20 protein-coding genes are annotated in these 21,484 nt (G+C 72.3%); 7 read left to right on the forward strand and 13 right to left on the reverse strand.

Going from position 1 to position 21,484, the window contains the following annotated elements; all coding sequences use genetic code 11:
- Positions 1-3: 3 nt before the first annotated feature.
- The 3 genes from MYF83_RS30090 (at position 4) to MYF83_RS30100 (ending at position 3,114) form a co-directional block, all read left to right on the forward strand.
- Positions 4-843, forward strand: coding sequence for an enoyl-CoA hydratase (locus MYF83_RS30090; RefSeq protein ID WP_248964114.1), 840 nt, complete (start codon positions 4-6; stop codon positions 841-843).
- A complete protein-coding gene (locus MYF83_RS30095; protein WP_248964115.1) occupies positions 833-1,960 on the forward strand; it encodes an acyl-CoA dehydrogenase family protein in 1,128 nt (375 codons plus the stop codon). Before MYF83_RS30090 ends, MYF83_RS30095 begins: the two co-directional genes overlap by 11 nt.
- A gap of 137 nt (positions 1,961-2,097) precedes the next feature.
- On the forward strand, positions 2,098-3,114 hold the full coding sequence (locus MYF83_RS30100) for an acyl-CoA dehydrogenase family protein (RefSeq protein ID WP_248964116.1): 1,017 nt from the start codon (positions 2,098-2,100) through the stop codon (positions 3,112-3,114).
- A 112-nt stretch (positions 3,115-3,226) separates the two neighbouring features.
- Here MYF83_RS30100 and MYF83_RS30105 read toward each other — a convergent pair whose 3' ends face one another.
- From MYF83_RS30105 to MYF83_RS30120, 4 genes are read right to left on the reverse strand one after another with little or no spacing between them, the layout of a single operon-like run.
- Positions 3,227-4,288, reverse strand: coding sequence for an NAD(P)H-dependent flavin oxidoreductase (locus MYF83_RS30105; RefSeq protein WP_372500278.1), 1,062 nt, complete (start codon positions 4,286-4,288; stop codon positions 3,227-3,229).
- The gene (locus tag MYF83_RS30110) at positions 4,288-5,043 is read right to left on the reverse strand and encodes a CoA-transferase subunit beta (RefSeq protein WP_248964117.1); all 756 of its coding nucleotides are present in this window, start codon (positions 5,041-5,043) and stop codon (positions 4,288-4,290) included. The genes MYF83_RS30105 and MYF83_RS30110 overlap by 1 nt, the downstream gene beginning before the upstream one ends.
- The gene (locus tag MYF83_RS30115) at positions 5,040-5,897 is read right to left on the reverse strand and encodes a CoA transferase subunit A (protein ID WP_248964118.1); all 858 of its coding nucleotides are present in this window, start codon (positions 5,895-5,897) and stop codon (positions 5,040-5,042) included. The genes MYF83_RS30110 and MYF83_RS30115 overlap by 4 nt, the downstream gene beginning before the upstream one ends.
- Positions 5,897-6,646 (reverse strand): enoyl-CoA hydratase family protein, encoded by a 750-nt coding sequence (locus MYF83_RS30120; RefSeq protein ID WP_248964119.1) that lies wholly within the window; start codon positions 6,644-6,646, stop codon positions 5,897-5,899. Before MYF83_RS30120 ends, MYF83_RS30115 begins: the two co-directional genes overlap by 1 nt.
- Positions 6,647-6,759: 113 nt before the next feature.
- On the opposite strand from MYF83_RS30120, the gene MYF83_RS30125 reads away from it, so the two are divergent.
- On the forward strand, positions 6,760-7,662 hold the full coding sequence (locus MYF83_RS30125) for an SDR family oxidoreductase (protein WP_248964120.1): 903 nt from the start codon (positions 6,760-6,762) through the stop codon (positions 7,660-7,662).
- A 100-nt stretch (positions 7,663-7,762) separates the two neighbouring features.
- Here MYF83_RS30125 and MYF83_RS30130 read toward each other — a convergent pair whose 3' ends face one another.
- Complete coding sequence (locus MYF83_RS30130) at positions 7,763-9,364, reverse strand: FadD3 family acyl-CoA ligase (RefSeq protein ID WP_248964121.1); 1,602 nt, start codon at positions 9,362-9,364, stop codon at positions 7,763-7,765.
- Positions 9,365-9,663: 299 nt separating this feature from the next.
- On the opposite strand from MYF83_RS30130, the gene MYF83_RS30135 reads away from it, so the two are divergent.
- Both MYF83_RS30135 and MYF83_RS30140 read left to right on the forward strand, forming a co-directional pair.
- Positions 9,664-10,431, forward strand: coding sequence for an SDR family oxidoreductase (locus MYF83_RS30135; RefSeq protein ID WP_248964122.1), 768 nt, complete (start codon positions 9,664-9,666; stop codon positions 10,429-10,431).
- Positions 10,432-10,649: 218 nt separating this feature from the next.
- A complete protein-coding gene (locus MYF83_RS30140) occupies positions 10,650-11,414 on the forward strand; it encodes a hemerythrin domain-containing protein (protein ID WP_248964123.1) in 765 nt (254 codons plus the stop codon).
- Here MYF83_RS30140 and MYF83_RS30145 read toward each other — a convergent pair.
- The 8 genes from MYF83_RS30145 to MYF83_RS30180 all read right to left on the reverse strand — a co-directional run bounded on the left by MYF83_RS30145 (position 11,397) and on the right by MYF83_RS30180 (position 19,446).
- Entirely contained in the window at positions 11,397-11,537 is a 141-nt protein-coding gene (locus MYF83_RS30145) for a hypothetical protein (protein ID WP_248964124.1), read from the reverse strand. The genes MYF83_RS30140 and MYF83_RS30145 overlap by 18 nt on opposite strands.
- Before the next feature lie 225 nt (positions 11,538-11,762).
- Complete coding sequence (locus MYF83_RS30150; protein WP_248964125.1) at positions 11,763-12,950, reverse strand: lipid-transfer protein; 1,188 nt, start codon at positions 12,948-12,950, stop codon at positions 11,763-11,765.
- Complete coding sequence (locus MYF83_RS30155; RefSeq protein WP_248964126.1) at positions 12,947-13,423, reverse strand: MaoC family dehydratase; 477 nt, start codon at positions 13,421-13,423, stop codon at positions 12,947-12,949. The genes MYF83_RS30150 and MYF83_RS30155 overlap by 4 nt, the downstream gene beginning before the upstream one ends.
- Entirely contained in the window at positions 13,420-14,598 is a 1,179-nt protein-coding gene (locus tag MYF83_RS30160; protein ID WP_248964127.1) for an acyl-CoA dehydrogenase family protein, read from the reverse strand. Before MYF83_RS30160 ends, MYF83_RS30155 begins: the two co-directional genes overlap by 4 nt.
- Positions 14,598-15,656: a bifunctional MaoC family dehydratase N-terminal/OB-fold nucleic acid binding domain-containing protein gene (locus MYF83_RS30165; protein WP_248964128.1), complete on the reverse strand. Its 1,059-nt coding sequence runs from the start codon at positions 15,654-15,656 to the stop codon at positions 14,598-14,600. The genes MYF83_RS30160 and MYF83_RS30165 overlap by 1 nt, the downstream gene beginning before the upstream one ends.
- Positions 15,657-15,658: 2 nt before the next feature.
- Positions 15,659-16,819: an acyl-CoA dehydrogenase family protein gene (locus MYF83_RS30170; RefSeq protein WP_248964129.1), complete on the reverse strand. Its 1,161-nt coding sequence runs from the start codon at positions 16,817-16,819 to the stop codon at positions 15,659-15,661.
- Positions 16,820-16,854: 35 nt separating this feature from the next.
- Positions 16,855-18,510 (reverse strand): steroid-22-oyl-CoA synthetase, encoded by a 1,656-nt coding sequence (casI, locus tag MYF83_RS30175; RefSeq protein WP_248964130.1) that lies wholly within the window; start codon positions 18,508-18,510, stop codon positions 16,855-16,857.
- Between the two features lie 174 nt (positions 18,511-18,684).
- Positions 18,685-19,446 (reverse strand): SDR family NAD(P)-dependent oxidoreductase, encoded by a 762-nt coding sequence (locus MYF83_RS30180; RefSeq protein ID WP_279340251.1) that lies wholly within the window; start codon positions 19,444-19,446, stop codon positions 18,685-18,687.
- 225 nt (positions 19,447-19,671) lie between these two features.
- Here MYF83_RS30180 and casG point away from each other — a divergent pair, with 225 nt between their 5' ends.
- Positions 19,672-21,354: a steroid-24-oyl-CoA synthetase gene (gene casG, locus MYF83_RS30185; protein WP_248964132.1), complete on the forward strand. Its 1,683-nt coding sequence runs from the start codon at positions 19,672-19,674 to the stop codon at positions 21,352-21,354.
- Positions 21,355-21,484: the final 130 nt, after the last annotated feature.

Below are 21,484 nucleotides of genomic sequence, written 5' to 3' on the forward strand. Positions count from 1 at the left end.
CTCATGACCGTAGTGCGCTACGAGCGGCGCGGACCCGTGGCGGTCGTCACCATGAACCGCCCGGAGTACCGCAACGCGCAGAACTCCGCGATGACCTACGCCCTGGACGAGGCCTTCTACCGGGCCGTGGCCGACGACGAGGTCAAGGTGATCGTCCTGGCCGGCGAGGGCAAGCACTTCTCCGCCGGGCACGACATCGGCAGCCCCGAACGGGACGCGCACGTTTCTTTCGACCGCAAGGCGTCCCTGTGGTGGGACCACGTGGGCAAGGAAGGAGCGGAGAGCCGCTTCGCCCGCGAGTCGGAGGTCTACCTCGGCATGTGCCGGCGGTGGCGGGAGATCCCGAAGCCCACGATCGCGATGGTGCAGGGCGCCTGCATCGCCGGCGGGCTCATGCTCGCCTGGGTGTGCGACCTGATCGTCGCCGCCGACGACTCCTTCTTCGCCGATCCCGTGGTACGGATGGGCATCCCCGGCGTGGAGTACTTCGCGCACCCCTGGATGATGCCGCCGCGCGTCGCCAAGGAGTTCCTGTTCACCGGCGGCCGGATGCCCGCCTGGCGCGCGTACGAGGTGGGCATGGTCAACCGCGTCGTGCCCCCCGCCGAGCTGGAGACCGAGACCCTCGCGCTGGCCGAGCGGATCGCCACCATGCCGCGCATGGGCCTGGCCCTGACCAAGAAGGCGGTCAACCAGGCCGAGGACCTGCAAGGCATGCACGCCGGGATGGACTCGGTGTTCGGCCTGCACCACCTCGCCCACGCGCACAACGCCGAGACCTCCGCCGACTCCCTGGCCGGGATGGACCCCAAGAGCATGAAGGCGGCCGCCGATGGATCTTGATCTCTCGGCCGTCGAACCCTTCCGCGCCGAGGTCCGCGCGTGGCTGCGCGCCCACGTCCCCGCCACCCCCCTGCCCTCGCTGGAGACCGAGGAGGGCTTCGCCGCCCACCGCGCCTGGGAGCGCGAGCTGCACGCGGCCCGCCTGGCGGTGGTGTCCTGGCCGCGCGAGTACGGCGGGCGGGACGCGACCCCGCTGGAGTGGCTGGTCTTCGAGGAGGAGTACTACGCCGCCGGGGCGCCGGGCCGGGTCGGCCAGAACGGCATCAACCTGCTCGCGCCGACCCTGTTCCAGCACGGCACGCCCGAACAGCTCGCCCGCATCCTGCCTCCGATGGCCTCGGGTGAGGTGATCTGGGCCCAGGCCTGGTCCGAGCCGGGCGCCGGCAGCGACCTCGCCTCCCTGCGCGCCACCGCCACCCGCGCCGACGACGGCTGGCTGCTGAACGGCCAGAAGACCTGGAGCTCGCGCGCCGCCTTCGCCGACCGGGGATTCGGCCCGTTCCGCTCGGACCCGCAGGCCGAACGGCACCGCGGCCTGACCTACCTGATGTTCCCGCTGGACGCCGACGGGATCACCCGCCGGCCGATCGGCCGCATCGACGGCAAGCCCGCCTTCGCCGAACTGTTCTTCGACGACGTGTTCGTGCCCGACCGCGATGTCATCGGCCGGCCCGGCGAGGGCTGGCGCGTCGCGATGAGCACCACGGGCAACGAGCGGGGACTCACCCTGCGCAGCCCCGGCCGCTTCCTCGCCGCCGCCGACCGGCTGCTCGAGCTCTGGCGCGCGCACGGCGACCCCGCCGACACGGCGCTGCGCGACCGGGTGGCCGACGCGTGGATCAAAGCCCGCGCCTACCGGCTCAAGGGCTTCGAGACGATCTCCCGTACCGAGGACGTCGGGGCGGAGTCCAGCATCAACAAGATCTTCTGGTCCGAACTGGACCTGGCGCTGCACGAGACGGCCCTCGACCTGCTCGGCCCGGACGGCGAGCTGGCGGGCGAGTGGCTGGAGGGCTACGTCTTCTCCCTCGCCGGCCCGATCTACGCCGGGACCAACGAGATCCAGCGCGACCTCATCGCCGAACGCGTCCTCGGCCTCCCCAGAACAGGACGCTGAAACATGCGCCACCACACACGCGCGCGCGGGCGGAACCACTCGTACGACCACCGCGCCGTACACGAGCGCGACCGCGCACATGGCCGCATGCGGGAACACGACACGACCAGGACGATGAGGACGATCGGGAGGCGGCCGTGAGGTTCATCCTCGACGCCGAGCAGAAGCTGTTCGGCGAGACCCTGGACAAGCTGCTGACCGAGGCCGGCACGCCGGGCGTGGTCCGCGACTGGGCCGCCGGGACGCACGAGCCCGGCCTGGCCCTGTGGCGCTCGCTGGCCGGCGCCGGGGTCCTCGCGATCGCCGTGCCCGAACACGCGGGCGGCGCGGGGCTGCTCCCGGTGGAACTGGTGACCGCCTTCCACGAGCTCGGCCGGCACGGCGCGCCGGGGCCGTACGTCGAGACCGTCGCCGCCGCCGTCCTGCTCGACCGGCTGGGCGACCAGCCGCTCACCGGGGTGCGGGGCGATGGACCCCTTGCCGCGGCGTGGCTGCCCCGGATCGCCGAGGGCACCGCCGTCGTCTCCCTCACCCTGCCCCCGGCCGTCCCATACGCCCTGGACGCCGACACCGCCCACCTGGTCCTCACCGCGGACCGCCAGGTGTTGCACACCGCCACCCCCCGCGAGCCCTACCGCTCGCTGGATCCGGCCCGCCGGCTCTTCACCGTCGTGCCGGGCGATGTGCCGGCTTCCGGTCCGGCGGTGGCGGTGGCCGCCGCCGAGGCGTACGACATGGGTGTGCTGGTCTGCGCCGCCCAGCTCGTCGGGATCGGACGCCGGCTGCTGGAGGTGACGGTGGAGTACGCGAGGACGCGGCGGCAGTTCGGACGGCCGATCGGCGAGTTCCAGGCGGTCAAGCACCACCTGGCGAACGCGCTCGTCGGGCTGGAGTACGCCCGCCCGCTGGTACACGGCGCGGCCCTTGCCTGCGGCTCACCGGACTTCCCGCGCGAGGTGTCCGCGGCGAAGGTCGCCGCGTCGGAGGCCGCCTACACCGCGGCCAAGATCGCCCTCCAGGTGCACGGCGCCATCGGCTACACCGACGAGTACGACCCCACCCTCCTGATCCGTAAGGCCCGCACCCTGCACACCGCCTGGGGCTCCCCCACCACCCACCGAGCCCGCCTCATCACCACCTTGACCCGAATCTGACTTTCGGTCCGGCCATGGAGGAGGCAGGCGACTTGCGAGACGCCGCGCTCGGGCGGGATGTCGCCGTCCTGCCGGTAGGTCGCCCTGCCTGCACAGCCGGGTCGTATGGCGTTCAGTCAATTGGCTTCGTGCCCAGCGCGCGCAGGACGTCGGTGGCTTGGGTGATGATGGTGTCGATCAGCTCTTCGCAGGCCGGCAGGTCGTTGATGAGGGCCACGACCTGGCCGGAGGCCATTACGCCGAGGTCGGGGCGGCCGTCCACCATGGCGGCCTTCAGGAGCATCGGGGTGTTGGCGGCCATCAGGACCTGGGACCAGCTCAGCTCCTTGCCGTGCTTCATGGCGAGGCCGTCGCGGATCATCGCGGGCCAGGACATGCCGGAGATCTTCTTGAACCGCGCGGCGTTGCGGACCGCGCGGACCAGCCCCGACACCGTGCCCGATCGTTCCAGCCCGTCCACCAGCGATGTGCGCAGCACCCGGTGCGGCATGCCGTCCACCTGGCGGGTGACCACCGTCTCGGACATGCCGAGGTAGGCCTGTTTCACCGCGTCCGGAACCGAGCTGTCGGAGGTCAGCAGGAAGCGGGTGCCCATCGCCACGCCGGCCGCGCCGTACGCCAGGGCCGCCGCGAGCCCGCGCCCGTCGAAGAAGCCCCCGGCGGCGATCACCGGGATGTCCACCGCGTCGACGACCTGGGGCAGCAGCAGCGTGGTCGCGACCGGGCCGGTGTGGCCGCCGCCCTCGCCGCCCTGGACGAGTACCGCGTCGGCGCCCCAAGCCGCGACCTTCTCGGCGTGCCGCCGGGCGCCGACCGACGGGATCACCACGACGCCCGCGTCCTTCAGCTTCGCGATCAGCTCCTGGCGCGGGGCCAGGGCGAACGACGCGACCTTCACCTGGTTCCTGATGAGCAGCTCGACGCGCTCGCCCGCGTCGGAGGCGTCGGCGCGCAGGTTGACCCCGAAGGGTGCGCCGGTGCGGGAGCGGACCTCCTCGATCGCCGAGGCGAGCTGGCCGAGGGTCATCGTGGCCGAGGCGAGGATGCCCAGCCCGCCGGCGTTCGCCACCGCGGAGACCAGCCGTGGGCCCGCCACCCACCCCATACCGGTCTGCACGACCGGATGGCGGACCCCGGTGAGACGGGTCAGCGGCGTGTCCAGCATCTGCCCGATCACGCCCGGACCTCCCGGTCGCGCGCGGACGCCGGGTCGAGTACCTCGCGGATCAGCCGCAGTTCCTCATCGGTGGGACGCCGGGTCTCCGGGACGTCGCCGCCGATCTCCAGGTCGAACCCGGTCGCGGCCGACACCTGGCCGACGTCGACTCCGGGGTGCACCGAGACCAGCCGCATGGACCCGTCCGGCGTGCGGAAGTCGAACACGCCGAGGTCGGTCACCACGCGGCGCAGGGCGTGGAAGCGGGAGGCCTCGGGCCCCAGCTCGGCCGCCCGGTCGAAGCCGACGCCGCTGACCATGTCGACCTTCGGCACGAAGACGCGGGTCGAGTGCCGGGGGATCCAGTAGCTCGTCGGGTTGCAGATGGTGTTGCCGGGGGCTCCGCGCGCGCCGAGAAGCTGTGAGCTCGGCCGCGCCCAGTCACCGATGGCGGAGATGTTGGTGTTGCCGTGCCTGTCGATCTGGGAGGCGCCCATCATCACGTGCCGCCGCCCGTTCTGCACCAGCCACAGGTGCTCGCGGAAGGGCAGCCACCCTTCGACGGCGCCGGCGGGCGCGCCGAGCGGCACCGGCTCCGCCGTGAGCAGCGCGCCGCCGTCGGTGGTGAGCAGCCCGGGCTCGAACGTGAGCCGGGCCAGCCGGGCTCCCAGGATCGAGCAGGTGCCCATCGCCGCGGCCAGCATCTCGCCGTCGCCGCGCCACGCCTCGGCGCAGGCGACCACGCAGACCTCCGCGCGGGTCGCGCCGTTCATCGTCGCTCCTCCTCGTGCCACTGGCGTACCGCCTCCTGGTAGGCCGCCTCGTCGCCGGACAGGAAGCGGCCGGTGAACTCCGCCCACGCCTCCGGGCCGGCCGCCGAGGCCGCGTAGTGCCGCTGGAACGCCTCGTCCCGGGGCTGCCCCGGGCCGCGGTCGGTGAAGTGGCCGCCGTTCGGCGTCTCGGCCACCCCCGTGACGTGCATGCGGCTGACCAGCAGCGTCTGCGGCGGGCCTGCCAGCTCGCCGGGCTCGACCATCCGCTCGCAGGACAGGTAGCAGCGGACGGCGGCCTTGGCGAACAGGTCGTCCATGTAGGGGTCGGGGCCGAGGTACTGCCCGTTGCCGCGCGTGTCGGCGAGGTCGAGGTGCACGAGGGCCGCGTCCAGCGTCAGCGCGGGCACCGCGACCAGCTCCTCCCCGTCCTCGAACGGCGAGCGGACGGTGCGCAGGCCGGGGTTGACCCGCATGACGTCCGAGCCGAGCCCGGCCCGGGTGGGCAGGAACGGCAGCCGGTGCGCCGCGGCGAGCAGGCCGAACATGAACATGCCCTCGTCGTACTCGGTGAAGTGCACCGCCCCGCTCTGGCGGGCGGCCCTGAAGTGCGGTTCGAGGGCGATCGAGTCGAGCGTCACGAACGGGGCGGCCACCCGGCGGACCTTCCCCGCCGCGCACAGCAGCCCGACGTCCGGCCCGCCGTACGACACGATGGTCAGGTCGGTGAGGGAGGAACGGCAGATCGCCCGGACGAGGGCCATCGGCTTGCGCCGCGAGCCCCAGCCGCCGATCCCGATCGTCATGCCGCTCTCCAGCGAGCCGACGATCTCCTCGACCGACATCACGGCGCCCATCACTTCACCCCGTCGGCGACGAAGGCGTCACGGTGCCGGTCGCCGGCGCCGGTCAGGTTGAGCTCGAACGTGAAGCCCTGCTCGTACCGGTAGCTGCGCTTGACGTCGACCGGGTCGATGCCGTTCAGGGACTCCTTCGCCCGCCGGATGACCTGCGGATCCTTGGCGGCGATCTGGGCCGCCACGGCGAGCGCGGCGTCGCGGAGCCGGTCGGCGGGCACGACCTCCAGCACCGAGCCGAACGCGTGCAGCTGGGCCGCCGTGACGTTGCGGCAGGTGTACACCATCGCGCGCATCAGGTGCTGGGGCACCAGCCGGGCCAGATGGGTGGCCGCGCCGAGCGCGCCGCGCTCCACCTCAGGGAGCCCGAAGTAGGCGTCCTCAGCGGCCACGACGATGTCGGCGTTGCCTGCCAGGCCGACGCCGCCGCCCAGGCAGAACCCGTGCACCGCCGCGATCACCGGGACCTCGCAGTCGTAGACCGCCGCGAAGGCCGCATAGCAGCCCCGGTTCGCCCCCACCAGCGCGTCGAAGCCGGCGCTCGCCTGCATCTCCTTGATGTCCACCCCGGCGTTGAACCCGCGCCCCTCGGCGCGCAGCACCACGACGCGCGTGCCGGGGTCGCGTCCGGCCTCCCGCAGGGCGTCGGCCAGGTCGAACCAGCCTCGCACGGTCAGCGCGTTGACCGGTGGCGCGTCCATGACGACCTCGGCGATGCCGTCGCCGTGACTGCTCGTGGTGATTCCCATAAGCCACCTTTCGACCTAACATTTGTTAGAAATTTACGCTAGCAGAGCGGACCGTCTTTCTCGACGCCGCCGGCCGGCCGGTTTCCCCGGCGAGACCAGAAGGAGAGCACAAGATGATCTGCAAGGACCGGGTCGTCATCGTGACCGGCGCCGGACGCGGCCTCGGCCGCGCGCACGCGCTGGAGTTCGCCCGGCAGGGCGCCCGGGTCGTGGTCAACGACCTCGGCGTGGGCCCCTCGGGCGAAGGCGGTTCCGATGGGCCGGCGCAGGCCGTCGCCGCCGAGATCCGCGCGCTCGGCGGCGAGGCGGTGGCCGACCGCTCCGACATCGCCACCGGCGAAGGGGCGCGGCGGCTCGTCGCCACCGCCCTGGAGCGCTTCGGCCGGCTCGACGTGCTCGTCAACAACGCCGGGTTCCTGCGCGACCGCATGCTCGTGAACCTGACCGAGGAGGAGTGGGACGCCGTGACGCGCGTTCACCTCAAGGGTCACTTCCTGCCGTTGAAGCACGCCGGGCTGTACTGGCGCGCCGAGTCCAAGGCCGGCCGCCCGGTGGACGCCCGCGTCATCAACACCTCGTCCGGGGCCGGGCTGCTCGGCAGCGTGGGACAGGGCAACTACGCGGCGGCCAAGGCCGGCATCGTGGGGCTCACCCTGGTCGCCGCGGCCGAACTCGGCCGGTACGGCGTGACCGTCAACGCCATCGCCCCCGCCGCCCGCACCCGGATGACCGAGCGGGTCTTCGCCGCGACGATGGCCGCCCCCGAGGACGGCGCGTTCGACGCCATGGCTCCGGAGAACGTCTCCCCGCTGGTCGCCTGGCTCGGCTCGGCCGGGTCCAAGGACGTGACCGGGCGGATCTTCGAGGTCGAGGGCGGCCGGATCTGCGTCATGGATGGCTTCCGCCACGGCCCGGTCGCCGACAAGGGCGCCCGATGGGACGCCGCCGAACTCGGCCCCGAGATCGCCGCCCTCCTCACCAAGACCCCCCCACCCGAACCGGCATACGGCACCTGACCCGCGCCCGAGCGAGTGTGACCACGGCCGGACTCAGGGGCGAGGGGTTGATGACGGATCGGGGGCCGAGGGTGCTCATGACGGATCGGGGGGCTGGGGCTCATGACGGATCGGGAGTGATCCGGGCCAGTTCCGCCTTGACCACCTTGCCCGTCGCGTTGCGCGGCAGGCCGGCGATGATGACGACCTCGCGCGGCACCTTGAAGTTCGCGAGCCGCTCCCGGCAGTAGGCGACCAGTTCCCCGGGTGTGATGACCTCGCCCGGGCGCGCCACCACATACGCCCGGCCGACCTCCCCCAGCCGGGCGTCCGGGACGCCGACCACCGCGGCCTCGGCGACCCGCTCATGGGCGGCCAGTACCTGCTCGATCTCGGCCGGGTACACGTTGAAGCCGCCGACCACGAACATGTCCTTGGACCGGCCGGTGATGGTCAGGTTGCCCCGCTCGTCGAGCCGGCCCCGATCCCCCGTCAGCAGCACGCCGTCCCGCACCGTGGCCGCGGTCGCTTCCTCGTCGTCCAGATATCCCAGCATCACGTTGTGGCCGCGGACCAGGATCTCGCCGTCCTCCCCCACCGGAACCGGGGCGCCCTTGGCGTCGGCCACCACGACCTCCACCCCCTCGATGGGACGGCCGGAGGTGGTGGCCACCGTCGTATCATCGTCCTCCAGCGAGCAGGCGGTGACCGTGCCGCACGACTCGGTCAGCCCGTACGCGGTGAGGACCTGCGGGAACAGCTCCGCGCGCATCCGCTTGACCAGGGCGACCGGAACGACCGCGGCGCCGGTCACCGCGAGCCGCAGCGAGGACAGGTCGAACCGCGCCCGTTCCGGCGCGTCCAGCATCGAGATGTAGATGGTCGGCGCCCCGGGCAGGACGGTGATCTTCTCGGCCTCGATCAGCCGCATCGTCTCGCCGGCCTCGAAGACCGGCTGGAGCACCATCGTGGCGGCCTGAAGCAGGCACGCGAAGACCCCCGCCTTGTAGCCGAAGGAATGGAAGAACGGGTTGACGATCAGGTAGCGGTCGCCCTGGTGCAGCCCGGTCCTGCCACACCAGGCCTGATAGGTGCGAACGTTCTGGCGGTGGGTGCACATGGCGCCCTTGGGCCTGCCGGTGGTGCCGGAGGTGAACAGGATGTCGGCCACGTCGTCGGGCCGCACCGCCCGGGCGCGTGCGACCGCCTCCTCCTCCGGGACCGCCGCCGCCCCGGCGAGGAAGTCCTCCCAGCTCCTCGCCCCCGGCCGTGGCTCCGCATCGTAGGTCACCACGGCCGTGAGGGCCGGCAGCCCGAGCATTCCCGGCCCGGCTTCCGTGCCGGCGGCCTTCGCGAGCATGGCCAGGTAGTCGTTGCCGAGGAAGCCGTCCTCCACGAAGAGCGTCCGCACGCGGCTCCTGGCGAGCATCCACCGCGCCTCGTCGCCCTTGTACCTGCTGTTGACCGGGACCACGACCGCTCCCACGCTCAGCGCGCCCAGGGCGGTCACGATCCACCGCAGGCTGTTCGGCGCCCAGATCCCGATCCGGTCCCCCGGCTCAGCCCCGAGCGCGATGAAGCCTCTCGCCGCCTCGCGCACCCGGGCCTGCAGCTCCGCGTAGGTCAGCCTGGACGTGCCGTCCACCACGGCCTCCACGTCCGGGAACTCCTGGGCCGCCCGGGCAAGGACGCCGGGAATCGTCAGTGCCTCGTTGTCGCGCATAGCTCCCCTGCTCAGGTGCGGACGCCCTCCGCTTCCGGTGGCGTCTTCGTGGTGCGGGCGACCGCCGCGGTGCCGCCCGCGGTGGCACCGTGCGATGCCGCCCACGGGCGTCGAGACGGACACCGCGCGGCGCCGGCCGTTGGGAGTCGTTCGGACATCGCGCGGTGCCGCCCATGGTGTCGCGGCGATCGGGCTCAGCGGGGCGGCCGTCCCGCTGGCCGGTACCGCTCCCGCCGTCCGGCGGCGGCCGGCCCTACCCTCCGAGGGACTTGTGCGGCGGACACTGCGGGGAGGACAGGGTGGACGTGACGGTGGACTTCAGCGGCCGGGCCGTGCTGGTCACCGGGGGGACCAAGGGCATCGGCTACGTGATCGCCGAGAGCTTCCTCGCGGCAGGCGCGGGCGTGGTGGTGTGCGGGCGCAACGAGCCGGAGGTGTTGCCCGCCGCTGGGGGCAGGACCGCCCGTTTCATCCCGGCCGACATCCGGGACGCCGCTGCCGCGGCCGAGCTGGTGGAGCGGGCGGCCGGGCACCTTGGACGACTCGACGTGCTGGTCAACAATGCCGGCGGCTCCCCGTCCGCCGACGCGGCCACCGTCTCGCCACGGTTCGTCGAGCGGATCATCGACCTGAACCTGCTCGCCCCGTTCTATGTGGCGCAGCCCGCCAACAAGGTCATGCAGGGGCAGGAGACCGGCGGCTCGATCATCAACATCGGCAGCGTCTCGGCCGTGGACCCCCAACCCGGCACCGCCGCCTACTCGGCCGCCAAGGCCGGCCTGCTCGTGCTCACCAAGGCGCTGGCGCTGGAATGGTCCCCGAAGGTACGGGTCAACCACATCACTACCGGCCTCATCCGGACCGAGGCGGCGGCGTCGGTGTACGGCGAGGACGGGGGCGCGGCCGTGGCCGGGCTGATCCCGATGGGACGGATGGCGGTGCCGGCCGACGTGGCGAACACCTGCCTCTACCTGGCCAGCGACCTCGCCTCCTACGTCACCGGCGCCGACATCGCGGTACACGGCGGCGGCGAGGTCCCGGCACGTTACGTGTTGACCCGGCCCTGAGCTACGCCCATGACGGCCGGGCCGGTCAGCGTTCCGAGCCCGGCCAGGTCGAGGCAGTGCTTGGCCGATGCCGGATCCGGTACGCGGACCGTACTGCACACGCCGCAGATGAAGCATTTACCCACGTGACAGCGTGCCGCCCGGCGGTGCGGGGGACTCTCATGATCACACCTGAGTGCGTAAGAGAAACCTAAGAACCGGGCAAAAACGGAGATATCGTGGAAGATCGCCACTCGCCGGCGGTGCGCCGCCGTGACCTGCTGAGCCTGTCCACCGCCGCCCTAGCCGGCACGGTACCTCTCGCCGTCTACGCGGGATCCGGCACTCCGGCTCTCGCGGCGGCACGCGACGAGCACGTTCACCGGCAAGGGCACAAGCCGAAGGTGACACCGCCGGAGGACCTCATGCGCGAGCACGGCGTGCTGAAGAGGATCCTGCTGGTCTACCGGGAGGGGATCCGCCGGATCGAGAACGGCGAGGAGGGGATGACCGCCCAGCCGCTCAACGCCGCCGCCATCATCATCCGTGACTACATCGAGCGTTGCCACGAGCACCTGGAAGAACGGCACGTGTTCCCGCAGCTGCGCAAGGCGGGCGAACTCTGCCACACGGTCTCGATCCTGGAGTTGCAACACAAGCGCGGACGCGACCTGACCGCCCGCATCCTGGACGCCACCCGCGATTCTTCCAGTGCCTCGGCCCAGCGTTGCACCCTGGCGTCCGACATGGCCGACTTCATCCGGATGTACGAGCCGCACGAAGCCTGGGAGGACACCGTGGTGTTCCCCGCCTTCCGAAAGGTGACACCCGCCAAGGAGTTCCGCCGGCTAGGTGAGCTCTTCGAACGCGAAGAACACCGCCGCCTCGGCCCACGCGGCTTCGCCGGGGTCGTCGACGAGGTGGCCGACATCGAAAAGGCCCTGCAGATCCACGACCTGTGCCAGTTCACCCCGGAAGACATCGCCTCACCGGAGCAGGGGTAAGGTACGGCGCCGTGAGCGACGCCTTCTGCGTGCGCCGCCGGTGTCGTCCTCGACGTGCTCGGCCCTGACGAGCACGACGCCGCCGTCCGGCAGTTCGAGCTCCACGACCTCGGTATCCGCCACCCTGTGCCCCTCTCGGCCGGCCCACCCCCGCGGACAGCTTGGCTCGGCCCATCATCGGGCACAAGAGATCCCGGTGACCGGCCTTATGCGCAATTGACCGCACGTCAGCCGAATCACCCCGCAACCGGCGGCCGGGCTCGCCGGACAGCGCCGGCCGCGAACGACCCGGCGCCGAAGTACGTGCACGCTCCCTCGCCCAAGGGAGGTCGGCCGTGTCTGTCCCGCTCATTCGCCGGGACCCAGCACCAGGCCGCTGGTGGGTACGCCTGTGCCCGCCGTGACGAGTACGTTGCGCGCGTCGGGAGGCTGGTTCACGGAGGTGCCGCGGACCAGCCGGACCGCTTCGGCGATGCCGTTCATGCCGTGCAGGTACGCCTCGCCGAGCTGGCCGCCGTGGGTGTTGAAAGGCAGGCGCCCGCCCAGCTCGAGGTTGCCCTCGGCGATGAAGTCCTTCGCCTCTCCCCTGCCGCAGAAGCCGAGCTCCTCCAGTTGCGGCAGGACCAGTGGCGTGAAGTGGTCGTACAGGATCGCCGCGCCGATGTCTTCGGGAGCCAGGCCGCTCTGGCCGTACAGCTGCCGGCCGACCAGCCCCATCTCGGGGATGCCGCTGATCGTGGGCCGGTAGTAACTGGTCATCATGTGCTGGTCCTGTCCCGACCCTTGCGCGGCGGCGAGGACGACCGCGGGCGGGTGCGGCAGGTCGCGCGCCCGCTCCGCCGAGACCACGACCAGCGCCTGGCCGCCGTCGGTCTCCTGGCAGCAGTCCAGCAGCCGCAGCGGCTCGGCGATCCAGCGCGAGGCCTGGTGGTCGGCGAGGGTGATCGGCCGCTGGTAGAACCAGGCCGCCGGGTTGGCGGCGGCGTGCGCGCGGTCCACCACGGCCACCCGGCCGAAGTCCTCGCTCGTCGCGCCGTACTCGTGCATGTAGCGGCGCGCGAACATGGCGACCCACTGCGCCGGCGCGGACAGGCCGAACGGGGTCATCCAGGAGTAGGCGGCGCGGTCGGCACCGGTGTCCATCGGCCGGTCGGCCTGGCCGAGGCCGTAGCGTTCGCCTGAGCGCTCGTTGAACGCCCGGTAGCAGACGACCACCTCGGCGACGCCGGTCGCGACGGCCATGGCCGCCTGCTGGATCGTGCCGCACGCCGCGCCGCCGCCGTGCGGGATGCGGGAGAAGAACGTCAGCTCTCCGATGCCGGTGTTGCGGGCTATGTGGATCTCGGAGCTGGTGTCGGCGGTGAAGGTCACCATCCCGTCGACGTCGGACGGCTTCAGCCCGGCGTCGGCGACGGCGGCGAGCACGGCCTCGCAGGCGAGCCGCAGCTCGCTGCGGCCTGAGTCCTTGGAGAACTCGGTGGCGCCGATGCCGGCGATGGCCGCCGCGCCGGACAGGGGGTGTTGGCACGGGTTCACCGCACTGGCCCATCGCCGCCGGGTAGCTGCACGGCGACGGATCCTGTGACGTGGGCGCCCAGACTGTTGAGGCCGCGGACGGCGATTTCGACCCGGTGGCCCTCGTCGTGCTTGGCGGTGACGGTGCCGGTCAGCACCATCGTGTCGCCGGGGTGGTTGGGCGCACCCAGCCTGATCTTGATGGCCTTCACCACGGCGGCGGGCCCCGCCCACTCGGTGACGTACCGGTCGACCAGCCCGTTCGTGGTCAGGATGTTCATGAAGATGTCCCGCGATCCCCGCTCGACGGCGAGGTCCGGGTCGTGGTGGACGTCCTGGTAGTCACGGCCGGCGATCGCGGTCGCCACGATCATGGTGCGGGTCAGCGGGATCGCCAGCTCCGGCAGCCGATCTCCCACCGCCACCTCGCCGTACATCCTCCCGGACGGCGCGCCGATGCCGGATGTCGTACCGGCCGGGGACGGCGTGCTCATGAGGTCACCGCGGTGGCGAGTACGGTGCCGAGGCGGGCGAGGTCGGCGCTCGGCCCGCCCAGTGTGCCGGCGATCTGCCTGGCCCAGAGGAAGTACCGGTGCACGGGGTAGTCGACGTCGACGCCGATGCCGCCGTGGACGTGCTGCACCCGGTGGGCGACGGTCAGGCCGGCGTCGCCGGCCCACCACTTGGCGACCAGCACGGCGGCAGCGGCGGCACGTGTCGAGGTACCGGCCGCCGCATCGTCGTCCGAGGTGCCCGTCGCCTCGGTGCCTGCTTCCTCGAGGGTGGTGATGGCCTGCCAGAGGCATACGCGCATGGCGTCGATGTCGATGTAGCAGTCGGCGAGCTGGTGCTGCACCGCTTGGAAGGTGGCCAGCGGGCGGCCGAACTGCTCGCGTTCGCTGAGGTAGGTCACCGCGTGCCGCAGCGCGCCCTGGGCGACGCCGAGCTGGACCGCCGCGAGCGCGACGGTGGCGCGATCGACGATCCACTCGACGGCGCCGCCGCCGGGCGTGCCGACCGCCTGCGCGGGCGCGCCGGTCAGGATGAGAGTGCCGGCGAGGTCGTGGGTGGTGGTCTCGGCACGCTCCCAGGCGACGCCCTCGGCATCGGAGGCGACCAGGAACAGGCCCGGTCCCGCCTCGGTAATCGCCGAGACCAGCACGTGGCCCGCGCCGGTGGGCGAGGGGACGACGGCCTTGGTCCCGGTCAGCCGCCAGCCGCCCCGGGTGAACGCACCGTCCCCGTCCCGGTGGGCGGTGCAGTGTGGTGTGGTGGGGTCGGGCGGGCCGAACTCCTCCAGTGCGACGGTGAGCCGGGACGAGCCGTCCGCCGCCCCGGGCAGGAGGCTCGTGCGCTGCTCGGCGGTGCCGTACTCGGCGATCGCGAGGGCGCCGACGGCGGCCGGCCACAGCGGGACCGGGGCCACGAAGCGGCCCTGCTCCTCCAGCAGGACGCACAGGGCGTCAAGGCCGAGACCCGCGCCGCCCGCCTCCTCCGGCAGCGCGATGCCGAGCAGGCCCGCCTTGCCGAGCTCCGCCCACAGTTCCTCGTCGAGGTGGGTCGGGGAGTGCTCGACGGCGCGGACCCGGTCGGTGGTGGCGCGATCGGTGAAGATCTTGCTCGCCAGGCCGCGGACGGCTTCGAGTTCTTCGTCCAGGGTGAAATCCATCAGGGCTGATCCTCCTGCGCGACCGGCCGGAACACCGGCAGGGAGAGGCCGGGGTCGGCGTCGAGCCATTCAAGGGCGACGGGCATGTCGATCGTGACCTCTTCGGGGCGGACGCCGACCAGGTCGGTGATGAGCCGCGTGTCTTCCTCCAGTTCCACGACCGCGACGACCAGGGGGTAGGCGAACGCCGGGTGGCGGGGATGGTGGTTGACCACGAAGCTGTGGACGCGCCCCCGGCCGGACGACTCGACGGTGTCCCACTCGAACGAGCCGCACTTCGGGCAGCATGGCCCGGGCGGGTGGCGGAGTGCGCGGCATCCGGCGCAGCGCTGGATGACCAGCCGGTGCTCGCTCGCGGCCTCGAACCAGAAGGCGTTGTCCCGGTTGACGGCCGGGCGCGGCCGCAGCACCTTGGGCGGTTCGACCTGGGCGTCCGCCGCTGTCGAGGTGGGCCGGGCCGTGTTCGGGTCCCCCGGGTCCGCGGGCTTATGGGAGCGGTCCTTCGGGCGGAAGCGCAGGGTGCGCCAGCGCTGTACGGCCACGGTGGCGCCGTTGTGGTCTGTGTAGGTCCGCACGGTGGTCACGAACCGCCCGGCGCCGAGGGCGGTGGCCTTCTCGGGCGAGATCGACTCGACGACCTCCCGCACGCTGACGTGGTCGCCGGGGACGAGTTCGCGGAGGAACTCGAACTCGGAGTCGGTCGCCACCACCGAGGTGTAGCCGCCCTCGTGAAGCAGGGCGGCGAGTTCCTCGGCTCCGGGGCCGCTCCCCCGGCCCGCCACTGTGGCGGCGTACCCGCGCATCGTCCACGCCTGCGCCATCGACGCCGGCGCGACGACGCCCGGCCGGCCGGTCGCGCGGGCGGCCGCCTCGTCCAGGTAGACCGGATTGCGGTCGCCCATCGCCTCGGCCCAGTGGCGGATCATCGGCACGTTCACCGGGTCGGGGCCGGGCTTGGGCGGGACGAGTTCGCGCCCGGCGAAGGCCCGCAGCCGCTCCTCGTAGCTCGCGCCAGGTGTCCCCCGCTCACCCTGCTCGGCGCCCGCCGGCTCGCTCATGTTCAACGTCCCGTCCGGGGCAGGCCGAGGCCCTGGGTGGCGACCATGTCGCGCAGGACCTCGTTCACTCCGCCGCCGAAGGTGTTGACGATGCCCTGCCGGGAGAGCTGCTCGATCTGCCCGGCGAGCACGGCGCCCGGGGACCCGGGACGGATCCGCCCGCCGGCGCCGATGATGCCCGTCAGGGTGCGCTGCACGTCGATGTGGGTCTCGGTGCCGTAGATCTTGGCGGCGCCGGCGTCCGCGCCGGTCAGGGCGTCCCGCGCGACGGCGTCGGTCATCTTCCAGTTCATCAGCCGCATCGCCTCGAGCCGTGCGTAGGTGCGGGCGAGGTCGCGCTGTACCCACGGCAGCTCGATCGTGCCGTTGTCCTTCGCCCAATCCAGGACGCGCTCCCAGAGCTGGATCATCCGGCCGCCGAGCGCCGCCAGGCCGACGCGCTCGTGGTTGAGCTGGTGGGTGATGAGCCGCCAGCCTCCGTTGACCTCGCCGACGACGTCGCCGGCGGGCACCCGGACGCCGTCGTAGTAGGTGGCCGTGACCACCATGCCGCCCACGCACTGGATGGGGCTCCAGGAGAATCCGGGCGCGGCGGTGGGGACGATCAGGATGGAGATGCCCTTGTGCTTGGGCGCGCCGGGGTCCGTCCGGCAGGCCAGCCAGACGTGGTCGGCGGTGTTGGCGCCACTGGTGAAGACCTTGTTTCCGTCGATGATCCACTCGTCGCCGTCCCGGACGGCGCGGGTGGTGAGCGAGGCCAGGTCGGTGCCGGCGCCGGGCTCGGTGTAGCCGATGGCGAAGACGATGTCACCGGACAGGATGCCGGGCAGGAACCTGCGCTTCTGCTCCGCCGAACCGTGGCTCATGAGGGTGGGGCCGACGGTGTTGACGGTGACGAACGGGAAGGGGAGCCCGGCCCGCTGGACCTCGTCGAAGAACACGTACTGTTCCTCGATGGACCGGCCCTGCCCGCCGTACTCGGCCGGCCATCCGATGCCGAGCCAGCCGTCGGCGCCGAACCGCTTGACCACCTCGCGGAAGCGGGCGCCGCCCACGCCTTCCTCGCCGGCCCGGCGCCGCTCGTCCTCTGGCAGCAGGCTCGCGAAGTACTCCGGCAGTTCGGCGCGCAGCCGTCGTTGCGCGGGGGTCTCGCGCAGATCCATGTACCGCTCTCCTCCTCGGCCGTCGGGCCGCGTGTCTAGGGCAGGAAGCGCAGGCGCCCGCTCGCGCGGAACTCCTCGCGCAGCGCGTCCTTGTCCTCGCCGGTCATCAGGGTGTACTCGGGGGCGCCGCGGCCGGCCCAGCGGTAGACCGGGTCGCCGGTCCGCCAGCCGTCGTGCCGCATCTCCTTCTTGCGCAGCTTGCCCGAGCCGGTCGCCGGCAGCGCGCGGGAGACGCGGACGAACCGCGGGGCCCCCTTGGTGCCGAGGTCGGCCTGCCCGGCCAGGAAGGCGGGCAGGCCGAGGTCGTCGAAGGCGGAGCCCTCGGGGATCTCGATCGCGGCCATCACCTGGTCGCCGGAGCGCGGGTCGGGCACGCCGAAGACGGCGGCGGCCACGATGCGCGGGTGCCGGCGAAGCACGCGCTCGGTCAGCAGCGCGGAGATGTTCTCGCCGTCCACCCGGATCCAGTCGCCCGAGCGCCCGGCGAAGTGGAGGTAGCCGGCCTGGTCGAGGTAGCCGAGGTCTCCGGTCCAGTACCAGCCGTGGCGGACCCGCTCGGCGTTCGCGGCCTCGTTGTTGTAGTAGCCCTCGAACTTCGCCGCGCCGTCGACGTCCACGATCTCGCCGATGGCCTCCTCGGTGTTGGTCACCCGGCCGTACGCGTCCAGCATCGCCGGGGGGCAGACCCGCCGGGTCCGCGGGTCGACGACCCTGACGCCGGCGTGCGCCGGCCGGCCGAGCGCGCCCGGGGGGCCGTCCGGGGCCAGCTTGATCATGCCCGCGCTCTCGCTGGACCCGTAGGCCTCGACGAGCCGGCATCCGAAGCGGCGCAGGAAGCGGGCCTGGTCCTCCGGTGAGGCCTCGGTGCCGAAGCCGTGCGTGAGCGTGGTTTCGGCGTCGCCGGGCAGCTCCGGCGTGGCCAGGACGTAGGCGATCGCCTTGCCGACGTAGGTGAAGAACGTGACGCCGTAGAAGCGGACGTCGGGCAGGAACCCGGAGGCGGAGAACTTCGGTGTCAGCGTGACGGTGGCGCCCGCGGCCAGCGACGGCGCCCAAAGTCCCATCACCGCGTTGCCGTGGAACAGCGGCATGCAGCAGTAGGTGACGTCGTGCCGCCGGACGTCGTACTTCTCGGCGTTGGCGTGGCCGAGCCCGGCGAGCCGCCCCTGGGAGCACCGGGCCGCCTTGGACGCGCCGGTGGTTCCCGAGGTGAACAGCAGCAGCAGCTGGGTCTCCGCGGTGATCTCCGGGGCGCGGGACGGCTCGCGAGCGTGCGCGGCGACCAGCCCGGCGTACTCCGCGCCGTCGACCAGCAGGAAGCGGTCGCGCGGCACGCCGATGTCCAGGCCGTCGAGCAGCTTCAGGCCGGCCTCGTCGGTGACGAGGAGTCCCAGGTCGGTGTGCCTGACCTCCTGCTCGAGGGCGGAGCCGCGCCGGGTGGGGTTGACCCCGACGATCGTGGCGCCGGCCAGGGCCGCCGCGCCGAGCCAGAAGATGTACTCGGGCACGTTGTCGAGCAGGACCCCGATGTGGAACGGCCCGCCGTCGCGCAGGTCCCGCGCCAGGGATGCGCGGGCCGCGCTCTCGCGCACCACCTGGTCCCAGGTCCAGGTGCGCTCGCGGGTCCGCAGCCCGGGATGGCCGTCGCCGTCCCGGTCGAGAAGCAGGTCGGCGATCGTCTCTCGTCGCACCGTCGTGGCTCTCTCCTCAAGGCTCCGGCTCACTTCTCAGCCCTGCTCGTCCGGCAGGGATGAGGTTAGTCAGCGGGACCGGCCGCCGAGCGGCCGATCCCGCTGACCGGAAAGCCGCCGTCGCCCGGATACGACGCCCGGCGCGGCGGCCGCCCGGCGCCCGGCCAGGTGAGGTCACCCGAAGTGGGCCTGCCCGCCGTCGAGCGGCACGGTGGCGCCGGTCAGGTACCGCATGTCCGGCCCGACGAGGACGGCCACGGCCCGGCCGATGTCCTGCTCGCAGTCGCCGACGTAGCCGAGGGGGATCGTCCGGCGGAACTCCTCGGCCTCCTCGGGGTTGTTCTCGGTCCACCACTTCAGCCCCGGGGACAGCGCGTGCGGGGCGACGCAGTTGACGCGGATGCCGTCGGAACCCCATTCGACCGCGGCGGTACGGGTCAGCGAGCGCAGGGCCTGCTTGGCCGCCGCGTACGCCCCGTAGGTGCTCAGATCCCACCGGACCATGGCCGAGGTGACGAGGTTGACGATGCTGCCGCCGCCGCGCCGCTTCATGTGGGAGTGGCACGCCTTCATGAACGCGAAGGCGGCGAAGGGGCCGCTGCGGAAGCCTTTCTGGAAGCCGGCGTCGCTCATCGACAGCAGCGGGCCGAAGGAGCCGGAGTAGGCGTTGTTGACCAGGGTGTCCACCCCGCCGAACCGCTCCACGACGGCGTCGACCACCGCGGGGGTGGCCTCGGTGTCGCTGACGTCGCACAGGAAGGGCTCGGCCGCCGCGCCGCGCTCGTGGATGAGCGCGCAGGTCGTCTCGAGTTTGGCCATGGTGCGTCCGAGCACCGCGATGGACGCGCCTTCCGTGGCGAGGGCGAGCGCGATCCCCTGCCCCACGCCTTGACCCGCACCCGTGACAATCGCGACATTTCCCTCGAGGATTCCCATTACTTCCCGTTCCGCCGGTGGACCGCAATAAGTGGTGTCTACCGGCCCGCTCCGAGCGAGCCGTCCCGCTGACCGGAAACAGGCTCACCGAACGGAAAGCATCCGCCGTGAAGCAGTCCCGGTCACCGGGAGCGGATCCCCGGCCTGCCCTCCGATGGCCAGAATGAGCGCCGAAAGACGCACGCCGGCGTCGCGGCGCGGCAGCGGGAGAGGGAGAGGGAGCTGATGGGGACGTCGACAGATCCGAGAGCCGCCGCGATGGCGGCGGTGGCCCGCTTGACCGGCCCCGGCGGGGACTTCGAACTGGCCGAGGAGGAGGTCCTCGGCGCGCGCATGACGGTCTTCGCGAACCGCCGGCCCAACCTCGGGGAGGTGCTCGCCGCGTCGGCCGGGTTCGGCGACCGCGACTACATCGTGACCGCGGACGAGCGGCTGAGCTTCGGCGAGCACGCGCGCCAGGTCGCCTCGCTGGCCATGGCGCTGCGCGAGGACCACGGGGTACGTCCCGGCGACCGCGTCGCCATCGACGCGGCCAACCGGCCCGGCTGGATCGTGTCCTTCTGGGCGGCGGTCGCCGTGGGCGCGATCACTGTCGGCTACAACGCGTGGTGGTCGCGCCAGGAACTGGAGTACGCCCTCGGCCACACGACCCCGAAACTGCTGATCGCGGACACCAAGCGCGCCCGGGACGCCGAGCAGGCGGGGGCGGCGGGCGCGGGCACGACGGTCCTCACCCTCGAGGAGGACCTTCCCCGGCTGGCCGGCCGGTACCCGGACGCGCCGCTGGCCCCGCACGCCGCCGCCGAGGACGACCCGGCGGTCATCATCTACACCAGCGGCACGTCCGGCCGGCCGAAGGGCGCGGTGCACTCCCACCGCAACCTCACCTCGGTCATCGAGTACCACCGGATGAACGACGCGCTCAGCAAGGCGTTCGGCGATCCCACCGACCCGGCGCGGCGGCGCTACCTGCTCGCGCTGCCGCTGTTCCACATCGCGAGCCTGCACAATCTCGCCGTGCCCCGCCTGGCGACCGGCAGCGCGGTCGTCATGCACCAGGGCGCCTTCGACGTGGACCGGGTGCTGCGGCTGGTGGAGAAGGAACGGGTCACCAACTGGGGCGCCGTGCCCACGATGGCCAACCGGCTGATGGAGCACGGCGACCTGTCGGCCTACGACCTGTCCTCGCTGACCGCCTTCTCGCTGGCCTCCGCGCCGTCCTCACCGGCGTTCCAGGAGCGGCTGCGCACGGCGTTCCCGGTCGCCCGGCAGGCGCTGGTCGACAGCTACGGCCTGACCGAGTCCTCCACCGGGATCACCGTCGCCTCGCCGATGGACCTCCAGCAGGCCCCCGGGACGCTGGGCCGCCCGATCGCCACGGTGCGGGTGGAGATCCGCGACCCGGAGGGCAACCCGCTGCCCGAGGGCCAGGAGGGCGAGGTCTGCGCCCGCAGCCCGTTCAACATGCTCGGCTACTGGCAGGATCCCGAGGCCACCGCGCGGGCCGTCCGCGAGGACCGGTGGCTGCACACCGGCGACATCGGCATGGTCGAGGAGGGCCGCCTGCGCCTCACCACCCGCCGCTCCGACCTGATCCTGCGCGGCGGGGAGAACGTCTACCCCGCCGAGGTCGAGTATCCGCTGGCGGAACACCCGGGCGTCCTGGAGTGTGTCGTCCTCGGCGTCCCGCACCACGATCTCGGCCAGGAGGTCGCGGCCGTGGTCGTCACCCGCGCCGGGCACCGGACGGACGAGAAGGAGTTGCGCGCCTACCTCGAGGACCGGCTCGCCTACTACAAGATCCCGTCCCGGTGGCGGATCACCACCGAGCCGCTGCCCCGCAACGCCACCGGCAAGGTCATGCGCCACCGGGTGGAACTTCCCATCACCGGCCAATCGACTTCCTGAAGAATTTCTCCATATCCCTTTACCTGCCCCCCGGCGCTCGCGTTTCATACGCCTATCCCGATCTTCAGGAGGGCGCCGTGCTCGAGATCACTCGAAGGACCGTGCTGAGGGCCGGTACGGCGGTCGCGGC

Origin of the sequence: Sphaerisporangium perillae (assembly GCF_023276435.1) — a bacterium.
Classification (GTDB): Bacteria; Actinomycetota; Actinomycetes; order Streptosporangiales; family Streptosporangiaceae; genus Sphaerisporangium; species Sphaerisporangium perillae.